The sequence below is a fragment of the Pseudomonas sp. B21-010 genome (genome assembly GCF_024749325.1).
GTDB lineage: Bacteria > Pseudomonadota > Gammaproteobacteria > Pseudomonadales > Pseudomonadaceae > Aquipseudomonas > Aquipseudomonas kilonensis.
The window spans coordinates 4,853,933-4,879,093 of the sequence record NZ_CP087198.1 but is presented as its reverse complement, the minus strand read 5'-3'; the positions used below and the strand labels follow the sequence as shown (position 1 = coordinate 4,879,093).

Sequence of the window (25,161 nt, the reverse complement as noted above, 5' to 3'; positions counted from 1 at the left end):
AAGTGACCCGCTGTAAGAGCGGAACCCTAAGCCGCCGTTACCGCAGCAACGGATATACACACCAACCCTGCCGCCCGCAAAATCCCCCCCACGCATCACTGCATCAACGCCAATCGCGCCGCCAGTAACAAAAAAGCTGCCGAGAATAGCCGGCGTATCCACTGCAACACGGATGGGCGCTCCAGAACATGGCGGCGCATCGATGCGCAGAGCACGCCATAGATGACGAAGACGGCAAAGGTGATCGCCATGAAGATGAAGCTCAGTTGCAGCATGCGCCACATGGCATCCGTTTCTCCTGGCGCGAGAAATTGCGGTAGAAAGGCCAGGAAAAAAATCGACAGCTTTGGATTCAGCAGATTGATCAAGATGCCCGACAAAATCACCGCGCCATTCGATCGCGGAGTCTTGTGCGGATCAATATGCAATGCCCCATGGCTCTGGAGCGTGTTCCATGCCATCCACAACAGGTAAGCGACGCCCAGGTACTTGACGATCTCGAAGGCCAATGGGCTGGTGTGCAGCAGTGCAGCGAGGCCCGTGATGGCTGCCAGCATGTGCGGCACAATCCCCAGGGTACAACTCAATGCCGCTACCACGCTTGCGCGCCAGCCCCGGGCCAGGCCGGCCGCCACCGTATAGACCACGCCAGTGCCAGGCGAAGCTGCCACGATCAGGGAAGTGATAAAAAATTCGAGGTTCATGCGACGCCGACCTTGGCAGTTATGAAGTCTCCAGCCTGCCTGCAGTGAGAAGGGGCGTCTTGAACGAAATTGCAGGTCGCTATGGGTGTCCTTACCGGACGTACATGCCCGGTGAGAATCCAAAGCTGCGCACGAAGCATCGAGTCATATGGCTCTGATCGGCGAAACCGCTGGCCAGGGACGCATCGGCCAGCGGCATGCCAGCAGCGATCAGTTGTCGTACTCGGTGGATGCGTCGTTGCAGCAGATAGGCGTGGGGTGTCAAACCGGTCAGGCGGGTGAAGGCGCGTACCAGTTGAAAGCGGCTTAAATCGGCCTCCCTGGCGAGCAGGGCAAGCGACATGGACGACTGCGGATCGTCGTCGATCAAGGCTTTTGCACGGTTTGCCGCGACCTCCGGCAAAGACGCTATCGGCATGGAGCGATCCAGCAGATGTTCGAGCAAAAGCACGAGCGTTTCTTCGATCTTCAAGTGATCGCCAAACTCCTCGGCTTGAGCGACGGCTTGGTACAAAGTGCGGAACAATTCTGCTGCACGCGGGCTTTGCAGTACCGGATAGGCGAATTCCTGGGCGCAGATGCCCCCATCGTGCGCCATATCCTTGAATGCCTGCGCAATCAACGGCGGGTCGAAATACAGCATCTGCCAACGACGCGTTCCGTTTCCGATGGGGACGCCGTCATGCACTTCGGCCGGATTGACCGATATAAGGTCGCCAGCCGTCGCTTCTACCTGGCCTCGGCCGCTGGCTGAGCGTTGCGCTCCGCGCACAAGCAAGCCAATGCCGAAATGCTCGTGCATATGCCGGACAAACGTTCGATCTGAATCGGCCTCGACGATTTCCACGCCCAGCCCTGGGATTCTTTGAATCTTGAATGCGTGACCTGTCATGCAGGCCTCCATGCCCATACTTTTTAGCGGATCAATTTAGCATCACTGCCATGGATCAGCAGTGGTGTTGGATCGATGGCTCTGATGAGTGCTTGAAAAGCAGGCTTGAGGCCAAACGCCAGGCAAAAAAAAGCCAGCACGAGGCTGGCTTGAGTATTTTTGGGCTATCAGGTCGCGTCTGCGGCCATTTCTGCGTCATGGGCAATCAGCGAAACGAGGGCGTTCTGCTGGCGATGGGAGAGTTGTCGGAAGCGTTGAAGCAGTTCGCGCTCATGCAATGACAGCTCTGGGCTGTCCAGGCGCATGCTCAACTCTTCACCCAGCGCGCCTTCCTGAATAAGGCTTTGCTCAAGACGCGCGATGATTTCAGAGTTCATGCTGCGGTGATGATTGCGAGCCACTTCGGCAATGCGTTCCCGCATTCCGTCTGGCAGACGTACGACGAACTTGTCAGCCGTACGGCTGGAATAAATTGCCTGTTTCATTGGGCGCATATATTTAACCGGTTAGTTCAGGGGAGCGGTTCTCGGGATTGGCCGCAGGATGTCGATAGGACAAGCTCCATTGCCAAATGTTCAACCTGAATTGTTAAGAGGCCCGCATCATGCCTCAAAATTGCCAGATCATTGGCGCCAATTCTGTGACAAATTCTGATCCGGGTAAAGGCGTTCTGCCAGTACCCTTCATCAAAAAATGCGGACTGGTTGGTAAAAAACAACAGGTTCGCATCTGTGACCGTCGGATTGTGTCTATGTGCCATACCGTCTGGCGGATAACGGAAATGGACAAAAACGTGTGCCGTCCCTGTCTTGTACAGGATAGTGGCAAATGGCCGATTTACTAGGATAAGCGAGCCAGGACAGATGAATGGCGGCCTAAGCTCGACGTCCAGGATCTGTCAGCCTTACAGGGACTACTATTTGCCTACACTTAAAAAGCCATGGGCGACATGACAAACGCAGGGCAGGTCGTTAACATGCACGCCGTCCTGCGCACCGCGTCTCTCGTGGTCGACTCGTGTCTCAGTAGCTCAATTGGATAGAGCATCCCCCTCCTAAGGGGAAGGTTGGCAGTTCGAACCTGCCCTGGGACACCATTATAAACAATGGGTTAGCGAAATTGTCGCTGACTTTTCCTGCTCGCATCCCCATCTCCCGAACGATCAACAACCTCGCCACGGGTTCTGTGTTTAGCTGATCCTTCGCACTCGGTTTCTCCCACACCTTCCCCTTAACGGAACGCCATCTCCTGCCGATAACCCGATGAGCCCGTTTCTCTCCAACGTTTCGGCTCGCAATGTGCGTCACGACTCAGCCAGGCCAAGCGGTTGCTGAAATCCCTTGAACGTTGCTGGTTGGTGGCTATCATCTGCGCGCCTCGGGGCTGTGACACGGCGTTTCGTTGTTATGCCATTGGGTTATTTTCTTACTTGCCTGGACATCCTCGATGCTGGCGTACCACCAAAAAAGTTTTTTGATCGTCGATGATTTCTCGGATTTCCGCAGTTCGATCCGCTCCATGCTGCGTGAGCTGGGCGTCAAGGACGTGGACACCGCCGACACCGGTGAAGTGGCGCTGCGCATGTGTTCGCAGAAACGCTATGACTTCATCTTGCAGGACTATCACCTGGGCGATGGGCGCAAGAATGGCCAGCAGGTGCTTGAAGACCTGATGGTCGAAAAGTTGATCAGCCATGAAAGTGTCTTCCTCATGGTGACCGCCGAGACCAGCCAGGCGATGGTGCTCAGTGCCCTGGAGCATGAGCCCGATGCGTACCTGACCAAACCGTTCAACCGCTCCGGCCTGGCCCAGCGGTTGGAGCGGCTCGAGCAGCGCAAGACCCTGCTCAAGCCGATCCTGCAAGCCCTCGATCGTGGCAAGCCGATGGAAGTGCTCAATGCCTGTATCGCCCTGTGCAAGCAGGATCCGCGCTACGGACCGTTGTGCCTGCGTTATCGAGCCGATGCGTTGCGCGACCTGAATCAGAACGAGGCCCTTGAGCGGCTATACAACTCCATCATCGCGGATCGCCCGTTGCCGTGGGCCTACGTGGGGCTTGGGAAGTTGATGTTCAAGCGTGGCCAGGTGGCGCAGGCCAAGGCCGTTTATGAAAAGGCCCTGAAAGTCTTTCCAATGATGCCGGCGTTGTACGACGGCATGGCCGACGTGCTGGTGGCCGAAGGTGACACCAAACAGGCGCAGCACGTGCTGGAAGAGGCGGTGCGCCTGTCGCCGCTGGCGGTGCGTCGCCAATCGTTGTTGGGCAAGCTGGCGATGACCAACGAAGACTACGACACGGCTTCCCGGGCCTATCGCCAGGCGGTCGGGCAGGGCGCGCAGTCGCGCTTCAAGGACCCGGAAAGCAACCTCGGCCTGGCCCATGCGTTGATCAGCAAGGGCAGCGAAAAAGGCCTCGATACCCGAACACGGCTGGAGATCAACACCACGCTCAGCGCCGTGGCGAAGGAGAACCTCAACGACCCGGGGCTGCAGGTTCGGGCGCGGCTGATGAAGGCCACCAGCCTGTTGCTCAACGATGCCGAAACTGCCGAGAAGCTCACCGAACAGGCTTTGCAGCGCCTCGATGGCATGGAGCAATTCATGAGCGCCGAGGCCGCGTTGCTGGTGGCCAAGCAGTTGCAAATGCTTGGCCAGACCAGTGCCGGCGAGTCGATGCTCAAGAACTGCGCGGAAATCTACGGTGATGACCCGACGGTGATGCAAGGCATCGCCAAGCTGACCGACGATCCGAACATCCTCAACCAGGGCAATGCCGCCGCCGAGTTGAACCGCGAAGGCGTGCGGGTCTACAAGACCGGCGCGTTGCCGGAGGCGCGGGAGCTGTTCCGCCGCGCCCTGAAGATGCAACCGAAGAACATCAGTATTGCCCTGAACATGGCGCAATCGCTGCTGCATGGCACCGACACCAGCGTGGAGTCGGAACTGCTGCTGGAGTGCCGCGCCTGTCTGAAACTGGTGGGCATGATGCCCGACACCGATGCGCGTTTTGCGCGTTATCAAAAACTGCGAAGCAAGGCATTTGGCGATGAATGACAGCGAACAGGCCCTCGATTTTTCCACGGTGATCGCGTCGACCGTGCACGACATGAAGAACTCCCTGACCTTGCTCATGCAGACGCATACGCAATGGCTCGAGCGCCTGCCCGACGCCGAGCGCCAGACCTCGGAGCAAGGCGTCATCGAGTTCGAGTTCGCCCATCTCAATGGTTTGCTGGTGCAACTGCTGGGGCTGTACAAGCTCGGTGTCAACCAGTTGCCGCTGCACCCGGCCTACCATGAGCTGGATGACTTCATCGAGGCGCAACTGGCCGGCCATCAGGACGTGTTCCGCAGTCGCGGGATCATGGTCACCTATGACGTAGATCCGCTCAGCCCCTTGGGCTTTTTCGACCGTGAACTGATTGCTTCGGTGCTCGACAACTGCATCAACAATGCCATTCGCCATGCGCGCCAGGCGCTGCTGATCAGTGTCAGCGATGAGGCCGGGCAACTGGTGCTGACGATCAATGACGACGGCGAAGGTTACCCGCCAGAGATGATCGAGCGTCAGGCCGAGTACGTGCAGGGTATCAACCACAGCAGCGGCAGCACCGGGCTGGGCCTGTACTTCGCCGCGCGGATCGCCGGGCTGCACCAGCGCGGCGGCGTGAGCGGGCGTACCGAGATTGCCAATGGCGGTGTGTTGGGCGGTGGGGTGTTCCGGCTTTACCTGCCCTGAGCGTGCGCTTTATAAAAAACAGCAAAATCCCCTGTGGGAGCGAGCTTGCTCGCGATAGCGATGTATCAGTCAGCTCAATATTGACTGAGCCGAAGCCATCGCGAGCAAGCTCGCTCCCACACTCGTATTGCACAAGATTTTAATTGTCTGTGGGTGCTTGATATTCCGAACAGCCGAAGCCTATTTTGTACGGGTTGCCGTTCGCGGCTCGCACATAACAAGGATTGCGTCATGACGACCGATGGCCAGCGTTCACTCGCGCAGCGACTGACGGGCATTGATGAGATTGAATGTGTCACACCGGATTTGAATGGCGTGCCGCGGGGCAAGGTAATGACCGCTGAGGGTTTCCTCGAAGGCCGGCGGTTGCAGTTGGCGCGGGGCGTGCTGCTGCAATGCATCATGGGTGGTTATCCGCCGTCGCGTTTCTACGGCAGCGACGACGGCGACCTGGCGCTGGTGGCCGATCCGAAACAGATTCATCGCCTGCCCTGGAGCCAGCAGCCCCGTGCCCTGGCGGTCTGCGATGCCGACGAGTTGACCGGTGAAAGCTCCCGGCTCTCGACGCGCGGCCAGCTCAAGGCGGTTGTCGCGCGCTATGCCGCCCTTGGCCTGGCCCCGGTGGTGGCGACCGAACTGGAATTCTTCGTGTTCGCCCCCAATCCGGACCCGACCCAGCCGTTCCAGCCGCCGATGGGCCTGGATGGACGTCGCGAAGACGGCCATTCGGCGTTCAGCGTCAGCTCCAACAATGGCCTGCGCCCGTTCTTCAGTGAGGTCTATGCATGCATGGCGGCGCTGGGCCTGCCTCGCGACACCTTCATGCATGAAATGGGCGTAAGCCAGTTCGAGATCAATCTGCTGCACGGCGACCCGCTGTTGCTGGCCGACCAGACTTTCCTGTTCAAGCACCTGCTCAAGGAAGTGGCGCTCAAGCACGGCCTGACCGTGGTCTGCATGGCCAAGCCCCTGGCCCACACGCCGGGCAGTTCGATGCACATCCATCAGAGCGTCGTCGAGGCGGACAGCGGTCGCAACGTGTTCAGCGACGAGGCAGGCGAACCGACGGCGACTTTCCGGCATTTCATCGGTGGGCAACAGGCGTGCCTGGCGGATTTCACCGCGTTGTTCGCGCCGAACGTGAATTCCTACCAGCGCCTGTGCCACCCGTTCGCCTCGCCGAACAATGCCTGCTGGTCCCACGACAACCGTTCGGCCGGGTTGCGGATTCCCGCCAGTTCGCCAGTGGCCCGGCGGGTCGAGAACCGCTTGCCGGGGGCCGATGCCAACCCCTACCTGGCGATTGCCGCCAGCCTGGCCGCCGGGCTGTATGGGATTGAACATCGGCTGGAGCCGAGCGCGGCGATCCAGGGTGAATTCGAAGTGCCGGATAATCTGTCGCTGCCATGTACCTTGCATGCCGCCTTGGAGCGTCTGAAGCGTAGTCATCTGGCGAAGGAACTGTTCGGTACGGAGTTCATCGAAGGCTACATCGCCTCCAAGACCCTGGAACTGACCAGCTTCTTCGATGAAATCACGCCCTGGGAGCGGCGTGTCCTGGCGGCCCAGGCCTAACGAACCGTCGCATTCGGGCTATCTTCAACAGGTAGCCCTTACTCACCTCAAGGAGCCGCTCGGAACGCCGATGCGCCAAATCTGGAAACCTTTTCGAGCGCTTTATTTCGCCTCGCTGATGATGTTGATCGGCTCGGGCCTCTTGAGTACTTACCTGGCCTTGCGCCTGGCCGCCGACCATGTGGACAGCCTCTGGGTCGGTGCGCTGATGGCTGCCAACTATTTCGGCCTGGTGCTGGGTGGCAAGATCGGCCACCGGCTGATCGCCCGTGTCGGCCACATCCGCGCCTATTCGGCCTGCGCCGGGATTGTCGGGGCGGCAGTGCTGGGCCATGGCCTGGTGGACTGGCTGCCGGCCTGGATCGTGCTGCGGATGATTGTCGGCCTCGGGATGATGTGCCAGTACATGGTCATCGAGAGCTGGCTCAACGAGCAAGCCGATGCCAAGCAGCGTGGGGTGGTGTTCAGCGGCTATATGATCGCCTCGTACCTGGGGTTGGTGCTGGGTCAGTTGATCCTGGTCATGCACCCGGCCCTGGGGCTTGAGCTGTTGATGCTGGTGGCGCTGTGCTTCGCCTTGTGCCTGGTGCCGGTGACACTGACCCGGCGGATTCACCCGGCGGCGCTGCATCCGGCGCCCATGGAGCCGCGCTTCTTCATCAAGCGTGTGCCGCAGTCATTGAGTACGGTGCTGGGCTCCGGGTTGATCGTCGGCTCGTTCTATGGCCTGGCGCCCCTGTATGCCTCTCAGCAGGGCCTGTCGACCGAGCAGGTCGGTCTGTTCATGGGTAGCTGCATCTTCGCCGGACTGCTGGTGCAGTGGCCCCTGGGCTGGCTGTCCGATCGATATGACCGGGCGCTGCTGATCCGCTGCTTTGCGCTGGTCCTGACGATCTGTGCGCTGCCATTGGCGATTCTTCCGACGGTGCCGCTGGAGGTGCTGTTCGTCGCGGGGTTCTTCTGTTCGCTGGTGCAATTCTGCCTGTATCCGCTGGCGGTAGCGTTCTCCAACGACCACGTCGAAGCTGATCGAAGGGTGTCCCTGACCGCGATGCTGCTGGTGACCTACGGCGTGGGGGCCAGCATCGGGCCGCTGGTGGCCGGCGTGCTGATGAAGATGTTCGGCAGCCAGATGCTCTACGCCTTCTTCGCCTTCTTTGCCTTGGTGCTGGTGTGGCGGATCCGGCCGAAAGCGGTGACCAACTTGCATCAGGTCGATGACGCACCGCTGCATCACGTGGCGATGCCGGACAGCATGTCGAGTTCGCCTTTGGTGGCGTGTCTTGATCCGCGGGTGGATGAGCAGGTGGTGCAGGAGCAAATGCAGGCGCCGGCCAATCCGGACGTGGAGCCTGAGCCGGCCACTGAGACTGCGGCGGAGGCTGAAACTGAAGCCGAGACGCCTGAGACACCGAGTTTTACCCAGGCCAGACCTTGAAGCAGGCATAAAAAAACGGGCAGTCGCCGCAAGGGACTGCCCGTTTTTTATGCCTCGAAAATCAGAGGTCGTCTTTATCGAAGCGCCGGGCTTCTCGTTGGAGCTGGTAGACGAACCGCTCGACCTGCCGTTGCACCAGGCCACTGATGTTGTGGAAGCGTACACCGGCGAACGTGGTGTTGATCCTTTCTTCGAAATGCAGGTAGCGCAGCTCGACTGGGGCGGTCATGTTGCCAAACGGCAGGGCTGCGATGAAACGCTCATACACCTGGCCCAATTGCAGGCGCTCTGTGATGTCGCCCTCGAAGCGTAACTTGCAACCGGTGGCGGAAATGTCCAGCAGCTTGCCATCCACCGGGGACTTCATCTTGTCGCCGCCCAGTTCAACGCTTACCAGCTGTGCCAGTTTCAGGGCGGCGCGGAAGGCGTTGCGACGTTGGTGGTAGACCACTTCGTCGGGCAGGGCGCCGCGATAGCAGCGACCGTCGCTGGATTCATCAATGGTCAGTGGGCCCTTGCCATCCCATGCGATACGCACGCCGTCATGGAAACCCTCGACACGAAAAGGCTCGCCGGCCAGCAGGAAACGTTCGCCATCCCGGGGAATCATTTCATCCAGGGCGATGGAGTTGGTCTCGCGGTCGACGTCGACCAGATAGCTCTGGAAGCGCTGGGTACGTTCATGGAAGGTAATGATCAGCGGGTCGTGGCTATCTTGCAGCATCCGCAGGTTGCCGGCGATTTCCAGGGGTGTGGTGAGGACCTTGGGGGGCTGCGGAGCATCATCCGCGTTTGAGGCATTGAACACGGTGAGTCAATCTCCAGGCAAAATACGACTACGAATGGCCGGCATTTTGCCAGCATGTATCGCGCGTTGATAGAGCGAAGGCATTGTTCGTTTCATGCCTGGCTGAGCGGGCGGTGCTTGACCATTCTGGCCGTTGAACCGCTAGCGTCATACAGCGTCGGGATCTCGCCACCGTTGAGAATGCGCAACTGGTTGGCGGTGGCGGCCTGCTGCATCAGGATCGACTGGCCGTTGCGAGCGTTGGTTGCCTGGCATTGGGCGAGCAGGTCGTTGAGCACTTTGCTCTGGGAGCGCAACTGGTCGCCGACGGTCGACTGGCTGGCCAGCTGCTCAAGGCCGTCAGGACTGGCGGGCAGGTTGAGGCTGGTGAGGATCTCGCTGCGCTTGCGGCCATGCTGGTCGAGCAAGATGATCAGTGCCTGTTTCTGCGCCAGGATAGTTTCCAGCAAAGGCATGTCACGACCGTGCAGTGCCAAGGATTCGGCCTGCAATAACTCCAGCAATTGTTGCGCTGGAACGAAGTCGTCGATGATCAGTTGCAATAAAGTAGTGTCGTGCATGGCTGGCCTTGGGTCTTAGCGTCCAAAAGCCTGGCGCAGGCGGCGGCCTAGCGCTGGGCTTCGAAGTTGAGCAGTTTGCTGGCTACGCGGTTGCTGTCGACTTTGTAGCTGCCATCGGCGATTGCTGCTTTCAACTCGGCCACGCGGGCGTTGTCGACGACAGGTTGATCGCGCAGCTTGTCAGTGACCTTCTGCAACTGCTGAGCCTCAGTGCTGAGGTGTACCGACTCCCCGTTGCTGATTTGTTCGGCGGGTGTAGGCAGCGGCGCGGATTTGCCGGCTTCGGCGGTTTCCTTGGTGGCGCTGGTACGCGTAGTGCCTGTCAGCGGTGAAGAGCTGTTTAAACGATTAAAATCGATGACCATGGTAAAAAACCTCTGGGTATTTGGACGCTTGCCATGTTTTCGGCCATCCCCAAAAAAACTTTAGGCTCATTTATGAAATGAACGTGCGCACGTCTGCGCTTGCCTTTGCGTAAGGCACAGTCTAGGGAACACCGGGATCAAGCGCCAGCTTTCTACCTCCTCTACCTGATCACTACATCGCCACTTCCACTTGGCCTGGGGCCGTCACCTGCGCCTTGATCACGCGCTGGGAATTAAGGTTTTTTACCCGTATCTGTTCACTCATGCCGCCGTTGGACAGGGCTTCGCCGGGCATCCGCACGGCCAGGGAGCCGCTGCGGGCGGTGATCACAACCTGGTCGCCCTTGCGGACCACCTCGGCCTGCTCCAGATGCACCAGCGTCACGACCTGATCGGCGACCATTGGTCGGACAAGTTTCTGCCCGATGGCCTGATCGACGGAGGTCAGGAAGCCCTGGGTGATCTGGCTGATGTCCCGTTCACGCAACATCACGTCCTGGGGCTCGACGATCCCGGCCCGCTTGAGCGGACGAGTGGTGGTGACAATTTCCCGAAACAGGCGCACTTGAGCGGGCACGAACACCGTCCAGGGCGCGGCGCTGTCGCAACGAACCTTCACCGTGACGCGGCCCAGCGGGCGAGCGGGACTCTCCAGCGAAGCAGTCAATTCCTTGTCGCACATCGGCATGCGCAGGCGAGGGTCGAGTTGGTTGACTTCGATTTCGTAACGCCCTTCGGTTTGACTGGTAGCCAGATAGTCTTCTACGGTGAATTCAAGAAAGCCCTGAGTGACGCCGATAAGGAGATCAGGCAAGGTAACCGGAACAGCAGCAAGGGCAGGACCGCCCGAAGTGAACAGGCAGACAGCCAGCAGTGCACCGAGCCAGTGGCGGCAGTGAGTGGTCAGGCGTCGAGAAAATGTCGTTTGTGCGTTCATGCCGGTTCAATAGCAAGCCCCGTGCCGTTTAGTGAATGAATGCGCGTCGGACACATTAGCGTTAGGTAGGAGTCAGGGCATGGCGGGAGTAATGGATTCGGTAAACCAGCGCACTCAGCTGGTCGGTCAGAATCGCCTGGAGCTGTTGTTGTTCCGTCTCGACGGCCAACAAATGTATGGGATCAACGTGTTCAAGGTTCGCGAGGTGCTGCAATGCCCCAAGCTGACCTTGATGCCCAAGTCCAGCCCCGTCGTGTGCGGTGTGGCCAATATCCGGGGTGCGACCATCCCGATTCTCGACCTGGCGATGGCGACCGGTTCCGGTCGGCTGCTGGACCAGAGCAATCCGTTTGTGATCATCACCGAGTACAACACCAAGACCCAGGGTTTCCTGGTCCGCTCGGTGGAGCGCATAGTCAACATGAACTGGGAAGAGATCCATCCACCGCCCAAGGGCACCGGCCGCGATCACTACCTCACGGCAGTGACTCGGGTCGATAACCAGTTGGTGGAAATCATCGACGTGGAGAAGATCCTCGCCGAAGTAGCGCCCACGCCGGAAGCGATCTCCATGGGAGTGGTGGATGCCGAAACCCAGCACAAGGCGATTTCGCTGCGGGTGTTGACCGTCGATGACTCTTCGGTGGCCCGCAAGCAGGTGACCCGTTGCCTGCAAACGATTGGCGTTGAGGTGGTGGCGTTGAATGACGGGCGACAGGCGCTGGATTACCTGCGCAAACTGGTCGACGAGGGCAAGAAGCCTGAGGAAGAGTTCCTGATGATGATCTCCGACATCGAAATGCCGGAGATGGACGGGTACACCCTGACGTCGGAAATCCGCAGCGACCCGCGCATGCAAAAGCTGCACATCATCTTGCATACTTCGTTGTCCGGGGTTTTCAACCAGGCGATGGTCAAGAAGGTCGGCGCCGACGATTTCCTGGCGAAATTCCGTCCCGATGACCTGGCTTCCCGGGTCGTCGAGCGGATCAAAGCAGCAGAATAAAAGGTTGGGCGCGTTGTGCGCCCGGCAAGTCAACACGATGAAAGAGGCGGTATCTTGTCTACGGGTAATTTGGATTTCGAGCAGTTCCGGGTCTTCCTGGAAAAAGCCTGTGGCATCTTGCTTGGTGAAAACAAGCAGTACCTGGTGTCGAGCCGTCTCAATAAATTGATGGAGCAACAGGGCCTCAAGTCATTGGGCGAACTGGTGCAGCGTATCCAGACCCAGCCGCGCAGTGGCTTGCGCGAGATGGTGGTGGACGCGATGACCACCAACGAAACCCTGTGGTTTCGCGACACCTATCCGTTTGAGGTGTTGAAGAACAAAGTGCTGCCGTCGGCCATTAAGGCGAGCCCAGGCCAGCGTCTGCGGATCTGGTCGGCGGCCTGTTCGTCGGGACAGGAACCCTATTCGCTGTCGATGTCCATCGATGAGTTCGAGCGGTCCAACCTCGGCCAGTTGAAAGGCGGCGTGCAGATCGTCGCCACCGACCTGTCCGGGACCATGCTCAATAACTGCAAGACCGGTGAGTACGACAGCCTGGCCATCGGCCGGGGCCTGTCGCCGGATCGCCTGCAACGGTTCTTCGATCCGAAAGGGCCGGGTAAATGGGTGGTCAAGGCGCCGATCAAGAGCCGGGTGGAGTTCCGCTCGTTCAACCTGCTGGACAGCTATGCCAGCCTGGGCAAGTTCGACATCGTGTTCTGCCGCAACGTACTGATCTACTTCTCCGCCGAAGTGAAGAAAGACATCCTGCTGCGCATCCACAGCACGCTCAAGCCGGGCGGCTACCTGTTCCTCGGCGCCTCCGAGGCGTTGAACGGTTTGCCGGATCATTACCAGATGGTCCAGTGCAGCCCGGGGATCATTTACCAGGCGAAGTGATTGGCTTGAACTGTCAAAAAAACGGGAGTCCCCACGGGCTCCCGTTTTTTTTGCCCGCTAATTTCCTCCCCATCACCATTATCCCTGTGGGAGCGAGCTTGCTCGCGATAGCGGTATTGCAGGCGACATCAATGTTGACTGACACACCGCTATCGCGAGCAAGCTCGCTCCCACATTTGGTCCCCATTGCCTGGGCGAAAGCGGCAGAAAAGCGGCAGCCGGCGGAAGCCAGTTGCCGCTTTTCTGGCATTGCCGCTTTGCCGATGCCCGCAAAGCCCCGGTTTATGGGCTTTTCCAAAGTGGCACGGCGCTTGCTAAGTCCATCGTACGTACATTCTGGTCACCCAAAGGTTTCCGACATGAGCATCAGCTTCGATAAAGCGCTCGGTATCCACGAACAGGCCCTGAGCTTCCGCGCCCAGCGTGCCGAAGTCCTGGCCAACAACATCGCCAACGCCGACACCCCGAACTACAAGGCTCGGGACCTGGACTTCTCCAAAGTGCTCGCCGAGCAGAACGAGAAGACCAAGAACGGCAGCTTCGCCCTGAACATGACCAACAGCCGGCATATCGAAGCCGAAGGCCTGGGCAATGGCGACGAATCGCTGATGTATCGCACGCCGATGCAGCCTTCGATCGACCAGAACACCGTGGACGCTCAACTGGAACAGTCCAACTACGCGGAAAACTCCGTGAACTTCCAGGCCAGCTTCACCCTGCTCAACAGCAAGTTCAAAGGGCTGGTATCGGCCCTGCGCGGAGAGTAAGCCATGTCGATTGCTAGCGTATTCAACATTGCCGGCAGTGCCATGAGTGCCCAGACCACTCGCCTGAACACCGTCGCCAGTAACATCGCCAACGCCGAGACCGTTTCGTCGAGCATCGACCAGACCTACCGCGCCCGCCACCCGGTATTCGCCACCATGTTCCAGGGCGGCCAGTCCGGCGGCAGCGACTCGCTGTTCCAGGAGCAGGACGCGGCCGGGCAGGGCGTACAGGTGCTTGGCGTAGTCGAAGACCAGAGCAACCTCGAAGCACGTTATGAGCCGAACCACCCGGCCGCTGATGCCAAGGGCTATGTCTACTACCCGAACGTCAACGTTGTCGAAGAAATGGCCGACATGATTTCCGCCAGTCGTTCGTTCCAGACCAACGCCGAAATGATGAACACCGCCAAAACCATGATGCAGAAGGTCCTGACCCTCGGTCAGTGATAAGGGGCGATTCACATGAGCGTTACCAACACTACCAGCGGCTTGAGCCTGAACGAGATCCTGGCCAATTCCTCGGTCAAGACCAACACCACCACCGATGCCCTCGGCGCGGCGACCGGTGCGGCGACCGGCAAGAAGGAATTGGGCAAGGATGCGTTCCTGCAGTTGCTCGTGACCCAGCTGAAAAACCAGAACCCGCTGGAGCCACAGGATAACGGCGAGTTCGTTGCCCAACTGGCGCAGTTCAGCAGCCTGGAAGGCATCACCACCCTTAACGACACCGTGAGCGGTATCGCCGGCAACTACAACTCGTCCCAGGCCCTGCAAGCCTCGTCGCTGGTCGGTCGCTCGGTCATCGCTCCGGGCGACAAAGCCGTGGTCGATACCTCCAAGAGCCTCAACGGCACGGTGGTGGTACCGGCATCGGTGTCCTCCGTCGCGGTCAAGATCGTGGACAAGGACGGCAAGACCGTTCGCACCATCGACTTGGGCAGCCAGAACGCCGGCAACTCCGCGTTCATCTGGGATGGCAAGAACGATGCGGGCACGGTCGTTGAATCGGGCACTTACACCTTCGCGGCCTCGACCACCATCGACGGCAAGGCCACGTCGCTGATCACCAACCTGCCGGCCACGGTCAGCAGCGTGACGATCAGCCAGACGGGCGGTGAGCTGATGCTCAACCTGGCCGGGCTGGGCAGCATTGCCCTGTCCAAAGTACAAACTATTGGTATGTAGAGCCGACTAACCGGCAAAAGGAGTCAACATGTCTTTCAACATCGGCCTTAGCGGTCTCTATGCAGCCAACAAACAGCTGGACGTGACCGGCAACAACATCGCCAACGTGGCGACCACCGGTTTCAAATCGTCCCGCGCGGAATTCGAAGACGTCTACTCGGCCACCAAATTGGGTTCGGGTAGCAAGACCGTCGGCAACGGCGTACGCCTGGCCAACGTTTCCCAGCAGTTCGGCCAGGGTGATGTGAACAATACCGGCAACGTGCTGGACATGGGCATCCAGGGCCAGGGCTTCTTTGTCCTGAGCAACGACGGCTCCCTGAGCTACACCCGTGCCGGTACTTTCAAGACCGACAAGGAAGGCTTCATCACCAACAGCGACGGCACTTCGCGCCTGCAGGGCTATGGCGTGGATGCCAACGGCAAGATCCAGAACGGTATCCTGACCGACCTGCGCATCGACACCTCGAACCTGCCGCCGACTGCCACCAGCCTGGTTTCGTCGACGATCAACCTGAACTCGACGGCGACGCCGATCACTGCGGCGTTCAATCCGGCTGACACGGCCACGTTCACCAAGCAGTTCACTACCCCGGTCTATGACACCCAGGGCAACCAGCACTCCATGGACCAGTACATGGTCAAGACTGCCGGCAACACTTGGAATGTCTATACCTTGATCGATGGTCGTAACCTGAACGGCAGCTTGCCGACCACGACGGGTGCGACTGCGCCGGTTCCTTCGACCATGAACTTCGATTCGAGCGGCAAGTTGACCACGGTCACCACTCCGCCAGCGACGGTCAATAGCGATCTGGTACTGACCGGTTGGGTTCCCGGCACTGTGACCAACGGCGTATGGACCGCCAACGGCGCCGCCAGTGCGCCGACCATCACGATTTCCATGGGCAACACCACCCAATTCAACGCTGACACCGCCCGGTCGATCCCAACCCAGAACGGCTACGCCACTGGCCAGATCACCAACCTGACCATCGACGGCAGCGGTGTATTGCTGGCCAACTTCAGCAACAACCAGACCAAGCCGATCGGCCAGCTCGCCCTCGCCAGCTTCACCAACGAGCAAGGCCTGCAGCCAATAGGCGGCACCAGCTGGAAGGAAACTTTTGCCTCGGGTATCCCAGGCTACGATGCTCCACAAACCGGCACCCTGGGTTCGATCGTCTCCAACTCCCTGGAAGAGTCCAACGTCAACCTGACCAACGAACTGGTCGAGCTGATCAAGGCCCAGAGCAACTACCAGGCGAACGCCAAGACCATCTCCACCCAGAGCACCATCATGCAGACCATCATTCAGATGGCCTGATATCGATGGTTGTTTGAAGGCTGCACAAGGAGCCCCTCGAAAGAGGGGCTTTTTTGTGGGTGGCTATTTTTGTGGTGCCTGTGCCGGCCTCATCGTCGGATCGTCGCCCGGAGCAAGCTCGCTCCCACAGGGTTATGTGTACGCATTCCAATGTGGGAGCGAGCTTGCTCGCGATGGGGTCGGGACAGGCGCCAACTTTTCTCCAGGCAAAAGAAAACCCCCGATAAACCAGCGGTCTATCGGGGGCTTCTTTGAGCAGGCGCCTTTACGCGCCCACTCGCTCAGCTTATTGGCAAGCTTCGCAATCCGGCTCGTCGATCGCGCAGGCCTTTGGCACTGGCGCAGGGCCTGCTGGAGCAGCCAGGACCGAATCGTCACCGTGGTTGCCGCCGCTGGAAACAGCGTTCAGCTTGCCGGTGTTGATGGTCGACTTCTCGGTGCTGGTCGCGGCCAGGGCACGGAGGTAGTAAGTGGTTTTCAGGCCACGGTACCAAGCCATGCGGTAGGTCACGTCCAGCTTCTTGCCCGAAGCGCCGGCGATGTACAGGTTCAGCGATTGAGCCTGGTCGATCCACTTCTGGCGACGGCTGGCGGCGTCGACGATCCACTTGGTGTCCACTTCGAACGCAGTGGCGTAGAGCTCTTTGAGCTCTTGCGGGATACGCTCGATCTGCTGCACCGAACCGTCGTAGTACTTCAGGTCGTTGATCATGACCGAGTCCCACAGGCCACGGGCCTTGAGGTCGCGAACCAGGTACGGGTTGATCACGGTGAACTCGCCCGACAGGTTCGATTTCACATACAGGTTCTGGTAGGTCGGTTCGATCGACTGCGACACGCCAGTGATGTTGGCGATGGTGGCGGTCGGTGCGATGGCCATGATGTTGGAGTTACGGATGCCTTTCTGCACACGGGCGCGAACCGGTGCCCAGTCCAGGGATTCGTTCAGGTCAACGTCGATGTACTTCTGGCCGCGCTGGGCGATCAGGATCTGTTGCGAGTCCAGCGGCAGGATGCCTTGGGACCACAGCGAACCCTGGAACGTCTCGTAGGCGCCACGCTCGTCGGCCAGGTCGCAGGAAGCCTGGATCGCGTAGTAGCTGACCGCTTCCATGGACTTGTCGGCGAACTCGACCGCGGCATCGGAACCGTACGGGATGTGCTGCAGGTACAGCGCGTCCTGGAAGCCCATGATGCCCAGGCCGACCGGACGGTGCTTGAAGTTGGAGTTCTTCGCTTGTGGCACCGAGTAGTAGTTGATGTCGATCACGTTGTCGAGCATGCGCACGGCAGTGTTCACGGTGCGTTGCAGCTTGGCGGTGTCCAGCTTGCCGTTGACGATGTGGTTCGGCAGGTTGATCGAGCCCAGGTTGCAGACCGCGATCTCATCCTTGTTGGTGTTCAGGGTGATCTCGGTGCACAGGTTCGAGCTGTGGACCACGCCCACGTGCTGCTGCGGGCTGCGCAGGTTGCACGGGTCCTTGAAGGTCAGCCATGGGTGGCCGGTTTCGAACAGCATCGACAGCATCTTGCGCCACAGGTCTTTGGCCTGGACGACTTTGAACAGCTTGATCTTGTTGTACTCGGTCAGGGCTTCGTAGTACTCGTAGCGCTCTTCGAAAGCCTTGCCGGTCAGGTCGTGCAGGTCCGGCACTTCGGATGGCGAGAACAGGGTCCACTTGCCGTCATCGAAGACACGCTTCATGAACAGGTCAGGGATCCAGTTGGCGGTGTTCATGTCGTGGGTACGACGACGGTCATCACCGGTGTTCTTGCGCAGCTCGATGAACTCTTCGATGTCCATGTGCCAGGTTTCCAGGTAGGCACAGACCGCGCCCTTGCGCTTGCCGCCCTGGTTGACCGCGACCGCGGTGTCGTTGACCACTTTGAGGAACGGCACGACGCCCTGGGATTTGCCGTTGGTGCCCTTGATGTACGAGCCCAATGCGCGAACCGGGGTCCAGTCGTTGCCCAGGCCACCGGCGAATTTCGACAGCATGGCGTTGTCGTGGATGGCGCCGTAGATGCCCGACAGGTCATCCGGAACGGTGGTCAGGTAGCAGCTCGACAGCTGTGGACGCAGGGTGCCGGCGTTGAACAGGGTCGGGGTCGAGGCCATGTAGTCGAAGGACGACAACAGGTTGTAGAACTCGATCGCACGGTCTTCGCGCTGCTTCTCTTCGATCGCCAGGCCCATGGCCACGCGCATGAAGAAGATCTGCGGCAGTTCGAAACGCACGCCATCCTTGTGGATGAAGTAACGGTCGTACAGGGTTTGCAGGCCCAGGTAGGTGAACTGCTGGTCGCGCTCGTGGTTGATCGCCTTGCCGAGTTTTTCCAGGTCGAATTCGGCCAGGACCGGGTTCAGCAATTCGAACTCGATACCCTTGGCAACATAAGCTGGCAACGCCTTGGCGTACAGGTCGACCATTTCGTGGTGGGTCGCGCTCTCGGCGACTTCCAGGAAGCTCAGGCCTTCGGCACGCAGGGTGTCCATCAGCAGGCGGGCGGTCACGAAGGAGTAGTTCGGCTCGCGCTCCACCAGGGTCCGCGCAGTCATCACCAGGGCCGTGTTGACGTCCTTGAGTGCAACGCCGTCATAGAGGTTCTTCAGGGTTTCGCGCTGGATCAGGTCGCCATCGACTTCTTCCAGGCCTTCGCAGGCCTCGGTGACGATGGTGTTCAGGCGGCCCATGTCCAGCGGCGCCAGGCTGCCGTCGGCGCGGGCGATGCGGATCGATGGGTGAGCCTGGACCGGTGCGTCGGCCGGGGTGCGGATAGCACGTTCCTTGGCGCGGGAGTCACGGTAGATCACGTAGTCGCGGGCCACTTTCTGCTCGCCGGCACGCATCAGGGCCAGTTCGACCTGGTCCTGGATTTCTTCGATGTGGATGGTGCCGCCCGAGGGCATGCGACGCTTGAAGGTCGCGGTGACTTGTTCGGTCAGGCGGGCCACGGTGTCGTGGATTCGCGACGAAGCGGCAGCGGTGCCGCCTTCAACTGCGAGAAACGCTTTGGTGATGGCGACGGTAATCTTGTCATCGGTGTAAGGAACGACAGTGCCGTTACGCTTGATCACGCGCAGTTGGCCCGGCGCGGTGGCGGACAGATCCGGGTTCGAATCGGCGGCCAGCGGCGCGGTGCCCTGCGGGTTCTCGCGAGTTGTGTCGGTGTGCATGGGTGTCTCCACGTTCTCTATGTTTGTTTGGGCACCATCACGGTGCCCACCGTTCCGTCCTGAAGCACTACAACCGACTGGCGCCGGGCATAACAACTTCGGGACAGTAGGAAGCAGGCGTTTAATGCCGCTTCCATCCGAAGTTCTCAGGTTGCGAGCGGGGCTCGAAACCGGGTTGCCGGGGTGGCAGCAATTGACTGCAACACCCGTACCGTTTCGGTCGTTTTCGACCTGGAAACAGTTGCCATCCGCAGGGGCGGTCTGGGCTTGGGGAAATGCACTGTTTCAGTTGGACAGAAGCAAGAAAAGCGCTTGAATTCTCTGTCCGACTTGTGTTTGGTTTTTGGTCTGAAACCCTACATGTAGGGTTTTTTGCGCGGCGGGCTACAAGATAATGCGTTTTTGGGGGGTATGCAACGTACTACCTGTGGATAAGCCTGTGCGTAATTTGTGTGCGAAACGTGGAACGGCTCTGTAGGCCGCGACCTAGCTGGAGTGGACCTTTTTTCATCGGTTTCGACGATCTGAAAACAGCCCGGTGATTTTTGCGGGCGCGGACATTACCACATAAAACCCAGCCGATCGAAACGCATTTGTCCGCTTGTTTTCTACGCAGGTGACGTTTATACAATCGGCCCGTGCATGGGGGTGTTTATCCTCCTTTAACATGACAAAAAGACGGGAGTGACGCAGGACCATAACCTGTGGGAGCGAGCTTGCTCGCGATAGCGTAGGGTCAGCCGTACCAAGGGTGCCTGACACACCGCCATCGCGAGCAAGCTCGCTCCCACAGGGTTCGCGCCTTGTCAGTGATATTGGCAACACGCCTTCCTTATTTAGCTAATCAGCCAAAAGGTCCCCCAGTGGAACAAGAAGCCTGGCAGGTATTGATCGTCGAGGATGACCAGCGTCTGGCCGAGCTGACCCGGGAGTACCTCGAAAGCAACGGGTTGCGTGTCGCCATCGAAGGCGACGGCGCGGTGGCGGCGGCGCGGATCATTGCCGAGCAGCCGGACCTGGTGGTCCTGGACCTGATGCTGCCCGGCGAAGACGGCCTGAGCATCTGTCGCAAGGTGCGCGGGCATTATGACGGGCCGATCCTGATGCTCACCGCCCGCACCGACGACACCGATCAGATCCAGGGCCTGGACCTGGGCGCCGATGACTACGTCTGCAAGCCGGTTCGCCCGCGATTGCTCCTGGCGCGTATCCAGGCCTTGCTGCGGCGCAGCGAACCGGAGCCGAGCGCCGCGCAGAAGCCGCGACGCCTGCAATTCGGCCCGCTGGTGGTCGACGACGCCCTGCGCGAAGCCTGGTTGCAGGGCGACGGTATCGAGCTGACCAGCGCCGAATTCGACCTGCTGTGGCTGCTGGTGTCCAATGCCGGGCGCATCCTGTCCCGGGAAGAAATCTTTACCGCCCTGCGCGGCATTGGTTATGACGGCCAGGACCGTTCCATCGACGTGCGCATTTCACGCATCCGCCCCAAGATCGGCGACGACCCGGACCATCCACGGTTGATCAAGACCATTCGCAGCAAAGGTTACCTGTTCGTTCCTGAAGCCTGCGTAGACCTGGCACCGTGAATTCGATCTTCCTGCGTATTTATGGCGGCATGTGTGCGGCACTGGTGCTGGTGGCGGTCCTCGGTGTACTGGCCTTGCACCTGCTCAACCAGACCCGCAGTGAGCAATACCGCGAGCGCCTGGCCCACGGCACGTTTTCGTTGATGGCCGACAACCTGCGGCCGATGAACGACACCGAGCGGCGGCGGGCGTTGCTGGTGTGGGAGCGCCTGCTGGGCATTCCCCTGGCGTTGCAGACCTTTGCCCAGACCGACCTCGACCTCGGCCAGCGCACCCGCGTACTGCGTGGCCAGGCGTTGGTCGAACAGACCGGGCCGCATGCGGCGAAAGTCTATCGGCTGGTCAGCGATGGCGAGCAACTGATGTTGGTGGGGGAAGTCCAGCAAATCAGCGAACAACTGGCCCGCGCAACCATTTACCTGTTGGCTGATGAGCTGGTGCGTTATCCGGTGGCCGAACAACCCAAACGGCTGGCGCAACTGGCGCAGGAAAAAGGCTTTGGTTTCGACCTGCGACTCATGACCGCCGAGCAAGCGGACATGGACGAAGACCAGCGCCGTCGTGTGTCCGAGGGCGATACGGTGATGGCGTTGGGCAAGGGCGGCGATTCCATCCGGGTCTTCGCCGGCATGGTCGGCACGCCGTGGGTGCTGGAGATCGGGCCGCTGTACCAGATGAACCCTTATCCGCCGCAATGGCTGGTGCTGATCGCGGCGCTGGGCTTGAGCCTGATCGGCTTGATCGTCTACCTGTTGGTGCGCCAATTGGAGCGGCGCTTGCGTGGCCTGGAGTCGGCCGCCACGCAGATCGCCCAGGGCAGCCTGGAAACCCGGGTGCCGGCCCGAGGCGCCGACTCGGTCGGGCGACTGGCCGCGGCGTTCAATGGCATGGCCGAGCACCTGCAGCAACTGTTGGCGATCCAGCGTGAGCTGGTGCGGGCGGTGTCCCACGAATTGCGTACCCCGGTGGCGCGCCTGCGCTTCGGCCTGGAAATGCTCGGCAGCGCCACCACGCCCCAGGCCCGGGACAAATACCTGGCGGGCATGGATCACGACATCGAAGACCTGGATCGGCTGGTGGACGAAATGCTCACCTATGCGCGGCTGGAGCAGGGTTCACCGGCCCTGAATTTCCAGCGGGTGGATCTGGATGCGCTGGTCAATCAAGTGATCGATGAGCTGGGACCATTGCGGACCGGGATCACGGTCGAGCGCGGTCTATGCCTGTCGGCCGCCGATTGCGACGGCGCCTGGGTCGAGGCCGAGCCACGCTTTCTGCATCGTGCCCTGCAGAACCTGGTGGGCAATGCCATGCGCCACGCCAGCTCCCGGGTCACCGTCAGCTACCAGGTGGGCCAGCTGCGCTGCCGGGTGGATGTGGAAGACGACGGGCCCGGTGTGCCGGAAGCGGCATGGGAGCGGATCTTCAAGCCCTTCCTGCGCCTGGACGACAGCCGCGCCCGGGCGTCGGGCGGCCATGGGCTGGGGCTGTCGATCGTGCGGCGGATCATCCACTGGCATGACGGCCGGGCGCTGATCGGCAAGAGCAAGAGCCTGGGCGGGGCGTGCTTCAGCTTGAGTTGGCCGAGGCATCAGGACAGGTCTTGATAGGTGGGGGGCCTGTACTGGCCTCATCGCGAGCAAGCTCGCTCCCACATGGGCATGCGTTCAACCTGTGGGAGCGAGCTTGCTCGCGATGAGGCCCTCGAAAACACCCAAGATCTCAGGCCCTGATCCCCACCAGGCTCAATAGCTGCCCATCCTTCACTCCAAACTGCGCCTGCAACTCACTGCCATGGCGCCACTCGGTCGACAGGTCCGTCAGCAGGCGCAGGCGCACTTGTCCGTCGCGTGTCCAATCCAGCACCTCGGCATGCTCGAAATAAAAGCGCTGCCTGACGATGGGGTACAGAGCCTTGAACAGGCTTTCCTTCACGGAAAAGGTCAGGGTCACCAGCAAGGCCCGGTCATCGCGGGCGAGCTTGGTCATGCGTTGCAGCTCTGGCGGGGTGAGGATTTCACCGGCCAGGCGTTCGGCGCGTTCGGGGTCGAGGAGGTTTTCCACGTCCATGCCCAGCCCTTGCCAGTGATCTTTTTTCGCGACGATGGCCGCTGCCCGACCCGTGCTGTGGGTGATCGAACCGCTGACATGGGCCGGCCACACCGGGGCGCGGTCTTCGCCGATGGCCGGCACGCAGGTCAGGCCGTCGAGCCGCTGCAACGCCGCCCGGGCGCAGATCCGCCCGGCCAGGAATTCTGCCTGGCGCTTGGCGACCGAGCGCTGGATGCTCGCCGGGGGCTCGATGGCACTGCTTGAGAAGTCGGCGCCCACCAGCAACAACGGGTCGAAGCGCGTGCTCAGCAGCACCGTATCGGGCAGGGCATCGGGCAATAGCCAGTGCTCGTCCAGGGGCGAGCAGCAGGCGGGTAGGGTAGGGAGTGTGTTCATGCCGGGCATTTTGCCGGGTTGGCCTGAGGCTGGGTAGTGGGGGGCATGTGTATGGAGCAGGGGCCGGCTCTTGTGGCGAGGGAGCTTGCTGTGGGAGCAAGGCTTGCCCGCGACGAAGGCGATGTGGTCCTCCATAAAACGAGTTGCCTGGGTCGCGAGCAAGCTTTGCTCCCACAATTCCCTCGCCACAAGGGGATGTATTAGAAGATTTTCTTGAAGAACTTCTGCATATCCGCCCATGACTTCTCATCGGCTTCCTTGTTGTAGCCAATGTCCGGCCCGCCATGTTCGCCGTGGCTCAAACGGTCGGCATCGGGGTTGCTGAAGCCGTGCTTGGCGCCTTTGAGGCTGACGAATTTATAGTCGGCGCCGGCCTTGTCCATCTCGCTCTTGAACGCGGTGACGTTGTCCTGGGTGACCATGCTGTCCAGGGCGCCATGCTCGACCAGCATCTTGGCCTTGACGCTGCCAGGCGTTGCCGGGGTGTTGGTCACCAGCGCACCGTGGAAACTCACCACGCCGGCCAGCGGCACACCCTGGCGTGCGGCATCGAGCACCACCTTGCCGCCGAAGCAGTAGCCGATGGCGGCAAGTTTGTCCGGATCGGTCTGGGGTTGTTTCTTCAGCAGGTCGAGACCGGCCTGGAAGCGGGCACTGGCCGCCGCGCCGTCCTTGAGCGCCGCCTGCATGAAGGCCATGGCGTCGTTGGGGTGCTCGGTGTTCTTGCCGTCGCCGTACATGTCGATGGCCAGGGCGCTATAGCCCAGGCCCGCGAGGTCACGGGCACGGCGCTTGGCGTAGTCGTTCAACCCCCACCATTCATGCACCACCACCACGCCCGGGCGCGGGCCTTTGACGGCGTCGTCATACGCGTAATAGCCGATCAGCTTGGTGCCGTCGGCACTGGTGTAGGGGAGCTCCTGGGTCTGGATGGCGGCGTGGCTCACGCCGCTAATGGCCAGAAGTACAACAGCAAGCAGCCTGCGCATGATGGATCTCCTTAAAAAGTGCTGGGACAGGACACTCTAGTCGATTCATTCAGCGCAGGTTCAGAGAACGTTCAAGGGGTGTTCAGGGATCGCTGGTTAAGGTGACGGCGACTTCACAATTCACCCACGTTGCAAAGGAACTTGATCATGACTGCCATGAAAAAACTGCTGCTGGCTTTCACCGTGCTGGGCGCCAGTGCCCTGGCCCACGCCGATGACAACTTCGCCAGCCTGACCCTCGGCCAGACCAGCGACAAGGTGAAGAAATCCAACGCCTTGGACAACGCCCTGAACAACCCGAACGCCGACGGCGTCATCGGCAAGGACACCACGTATGGCCTGCGACTGGGCAAGCAAAACGACCAGGGCCGCTACTACGCCACCTACGACAACGTCTCGGGCACCCACAACGGCATCAAGCTGCGCCAGGAAAACCTGCTGGGCAGCTACGATGTGTTCTATCCGGTCACCAGCAGCACCAAGCTGTTCGGTGGCGGCACGGCGGGCCTGACCAAGCTGACCCAGGATTCTCCCGGCTTCAGCCGCGACAGCGACATCGGCTACGCCGTGGGCTTGCAGGGCGGCGTGCTGCAACAAATTTCGCAAAACACCTCGGTTGAACTGGGTTACCGTTACCTGCGCAGCAACGCCAGCACCGAGATGAGCCCGCACGGTGGCGACAAGGTTGGCTCGCTGGACCTGACCAGCAGCGCCCAGACGTACCTGTCCGCCAACTACACGTTCTAAGCGGTCGATGGTGAGCGTATCCAGCCGG

The 25,161-nt window shown here is 60.3% G+C and carries 23 protein-coding genes and 1 tRNA gene; 14 read left to right on the top strand and 10 right to left on the bottom strand.

The genetic code is table 11. The features are described from left to right. Positions 1-95: 95 nt before the first annotated feature. From LOY50_RS21595 to LOY50_RS21585, 3 genes are all read right to left on the bottom strand, one after another. Positions 96-704 carry a LysE family translocator gene (locus LOY50_RS21595; protein WP_253477325.1) on the bottom strand — a complete coding sequence of 203 codons (609 nt, stop codon included), beginning with the start codon at positions 702-704 and terminating at the stop codon, positions 96-98. Positions 705-795: 91 nt separating this feature from the next. Then, positions 796-1,596, bottom strand: a complete 801-nt coding sequence (locus LOY50_RS21590) for an AraC family transcriptional regulator (protein WP_253477323.1) — start codon at positions 1,594-1,596, stop codon at positions 796-798. A 167-nt stretch (positions 1,597-1,763) separates the two neighbouring features. After that, a complete protein-coding gene (locus tag LOY50_RS21585; protein WP_053124387.1) occupies positions 1,764-2,090 on the bottom strand; it encodes an Arc family DNA-binding protein in 327 nt (108 codons plus the stop codon). A 525-nt stretch (positions 2,091-2,615) separates the two neighbouring features. Between LOY50_RS21585 and LOY50_RS21580 the strand changes: the two genes are divergently transcribed. The 5 genes from LOY50_RS21580 (at position 2,616) to LOY50_RS21560 (ending at position 8,348) form a co-directional block, all read left to right on the top strand. Continuing rightward, positions 2,616-2,692, top strand: a tRNA-Arg gene (locus tag LOY50_RS21580). Positions 2,693-3,042: 350 nt separating this feature from the next. Continuing rightward, positions 3,043-4,650 carry a tetratricopeptide repeat-containing response regulator gene (locus LOY50_RS21575; RefSeq protein ID WP_253477321.1) on the top strand — a complete coding sequence of 536 codons (1,608 nt, stop codon included), beginning with the start codon at positions 3,043-3,045 and terminating at the stop codon, positions 4,648-4,650. After that, complete coding sequence (locus tag LOY50_RS21570) at positions 4,643-5,335, top strand: sensor histidine kinase KdpD (RefSeq protein ID WP_253477319.1); 693 nt, start codon at positions 4,643-4,645, stop codon at positions 5,333-5,335. Before LOY50_RS21575 ends, LOY50_RS21570 begins: the two co-directional genes overlap by 8 nt. 333 nt (positions 5,336-5,668) lie before the next feature. After that, positions 5,669-6,910: a glutamine synthetase family protein gene (locus tag LOY50_RS21565; RefSeq protein WP_253478635.1), complete on the top strand. Its 1,242-nt coding sequence runs from the start codon at positions 5,669-5,671 to the stop codon at positions 6,908-6,910. Positions 6,911-6,980: 70 nt separating this feature from the next. Continuing rightward, positions 6,981-8,348 (top strand): MFS transporter, encoded by a 1,368-nt coding sequence (locus tag LOY50_RS21560; protein ID WP_253477317.1) that lies wholly within the window; start codon positions 6,981-6,983, stop codon positions 8,346-8,348. A 61-nt stretch (positions 8,349-8,409) separates the two neighbouring features. Here the strand turns inward: LOY50_RS21560 and LOY50_RS21555 are convergent, their stop codons facing one another. From LOY50_RS21555 to flgA, 4 genes are all read right to left on the bottom strand, one after another. Next, positions 8,410-9,156, bottom strand: a complete 747-nt coding sequence (locus tag LOY50_RS21555) for a flagellar brake protein (protein WP_253477314.1) — start codon at positions 9,154-9,156, stop codon at positions 8,410-8,412. 92 nt (positions 9,157-9,248) lie between these two features. Continuing rightward, the gene (locus LOY50_RS21550) at positions 9,249-9,716 is read right to left on the bottom strand and encodes a flagella synthesis protein FlgN (protein WP_214509548.1); all 468 of its coding nucleotides are present in this window, start codon (positions 9,714-9,716) and stop codon (positions 9,249-9,251) included. A 47-nt stretch (positions 9,717-9,763) separates the two neighbouring features. Next, entirely contained in the window at positions 9,764-10,081 is a 318-nt protein-coding gene (gene flgM / locus LOY50_RS21545) for a flagellar biosynthesis anti-sigma factor FlgM (RefSeq protein WP_253477311.1), read from the bottom strand. Positions 10,082-10,253: 172 nt separating this feature from the next. Continuing rightward, positions 10,254-11,018: a flagellar basal body P-ring formation chaperone FlgA gene (gene flgA / locus LOY50_RS21540; RefSeq protein WP_253477308.1), complete on the bottom strand. Its 765-nt coding sequence runs from the start codon at positions 11,016-11,018 to the stop codon at positions 10,254-10,256. Between the two features lie 79 nt (positions 11,019-11,097). On the opposite strand from flgA, the gene LOY50_RS21535 reads away from it, so the two are divergent. The 6 genes from LOY50_RS21535 (at position 11,098) to flgE (ending at position 16,185) form a co-directional block, all read left to right on the top strand. Beyond that, a complete protein-coding gene (locus tag LOY50_RS21535) occupies positions 11,098-12,024 on the top strand; it encodes a chemotaxis protein CheV (protein WP_214509550.1) in 927 nt (308 codons plus the stop codon). Positions 12,025-12,078: 54 nt separating this feature from the next. Beyond that, complete coding sequence (gene cheR / locus LOY50_RS21530; protein WP_258689153.1) at positions 12,079-12,906, top strand: protein-glutamate O-methyltransferase CheR; 828 nt, start codon at positions 12,079-12,081, stop codon at positions 12,904-12,906. 359 nt (positions 12,907-13,265) lie between these two features. Continuing rightward, entirely contained in the window at positions 13,266-13,673 is a 408-nt protein-coding gene (gene flgB / locus LOY50_RS21520; RefSeq protein WP_214509552.1) for a flagellar basal body rod protein FlgB, read from the top strand. A 3-nt stretch (positions 13,674-13,676) separates the two neighbouring features. Next, on the top strand, positions 13,677-14,120 hold the full coding sequence (flgC, locus tag LOY50_RS21515; RefSeq protein WP_003204730.1) for a flagellar basal body rod protein FlgC: 444 nt from the start codon (positions 13,677-13,679) through the stop codon (positions 14,118-14,120). Positions 14,121-14,135: 15 nt separating this feature from the next. Continuing rightward, entirely contained in the window at positions 14,136-14,858 is a 723-nt protein-coding gene (gene flgD, locus LOY50_RS21510) for a flagellar hook assembly protein FlgD (RefSeq protein ID WP_214509553.1), read from the top strand. 28 nt (positions 14,859-14,886) lie between these two features. Beyond that, the gene (gene flgE, locus LOY50_RS21505; protein ID WP_253477302.1) at positions 14,887-16,185 is read left to right on the top strand and encodes a flagellar hook protein FlgE; all 1,299 of its coding nucleotides are present in this window, start codon (positions 14,887-14,889) and stop codon (positions 16,183-16,185) included. 286 nt (positions 16,186-16,471) lie between these two features. On the opposite strand, the gene LOY50_RS21500 is transcribed toward flgE, so the two are convergent. After that, positions 16,472-19,363, bottom strand: a complete 2,892-nt coding sequence (locus LOY50_RS21500; protein WP_214509555.1) for a ribonucleoside-diphosphate reductase subunit alpha — start codon at positions 19,361-19,363, stop codon at positions 16,472-16,474. Positions 19,364-20,226: 863 nt separating this feature from the next. Here LOY50_RS21500 and LOY50_RS21495 point away from each other — a divergent pair. Together LOY50_RS21495 and LOY50_RS21490 are read left to right on the top strand one after the other, a co-directional pair. After that, positions 20,227-20,949, top strand: a complete 723-nt coding sequence (locus LOY50_RS21495) for a response regulator (RefSeq protein WP_253477285.1) — start codon at positions 20,227-20,229, stop codon at positions 20,947-20,949. Beyond that, on the top strand, positions 20,946-22,556 hold the full coding sequence (locus tag LOY50_RS21490; RefSeq protein WP_253477282.1) for an ATP-binding protein: 1,611 nt from the start codon (positions 20,946-20,948) through the stop codon (positions 22,554-22,556). The genes LOY50_RS21495 and LOY50_RS21490 overlap by 4 nt, the downstream gene beginning before the upstream one ends. 115 nt (positions 22,557-22,671) lie before the next feature. On the opposite strand, the gene LOY50_RS21485 is transcribed toward LOY50_RS21490, so the two are convergent. Then, positions 22,672-23,397 (bottom strand): 4'-phosphopantetheinyl transferase, encoded by a 726-nt coding sequence (locus LOY50_RS21485; protein WP_253477279.1) that lies wholly within the window; start codon positions 23,395-23,397, stop codon positions 22,672-22,674. Between the two features lie 200 nt (positions 23,398-23,597). Then, complete coding sequence (locus LOY50_RS21480) at positions 23,598-24,386, bottom strand: dienelactone hydrolase family protein (protein ID WP_253477276.1); 789 nt, start codon at positions 24,384-24,386, stop codon at positions 23,598-23,600. Positions 24,387-24,533: 147 nt separating this feature from the next. Here LOY50_RS21480 and LOY50_RS21475 point away from each other — a divergent pair, with 147 nt between their 5' ends. Further along, positions 24,534-25,133, top strand: a complete 600-nt coding sequence (locus LOY50_RS21475; RefSeq protein ID WP_253477273.1) for a porin family protein — start codon at positions 24,534-24,536, stop codon at positions 25,131-25,133. Positions 25,134-25,161: the final 28 nt, after the last annotated feature.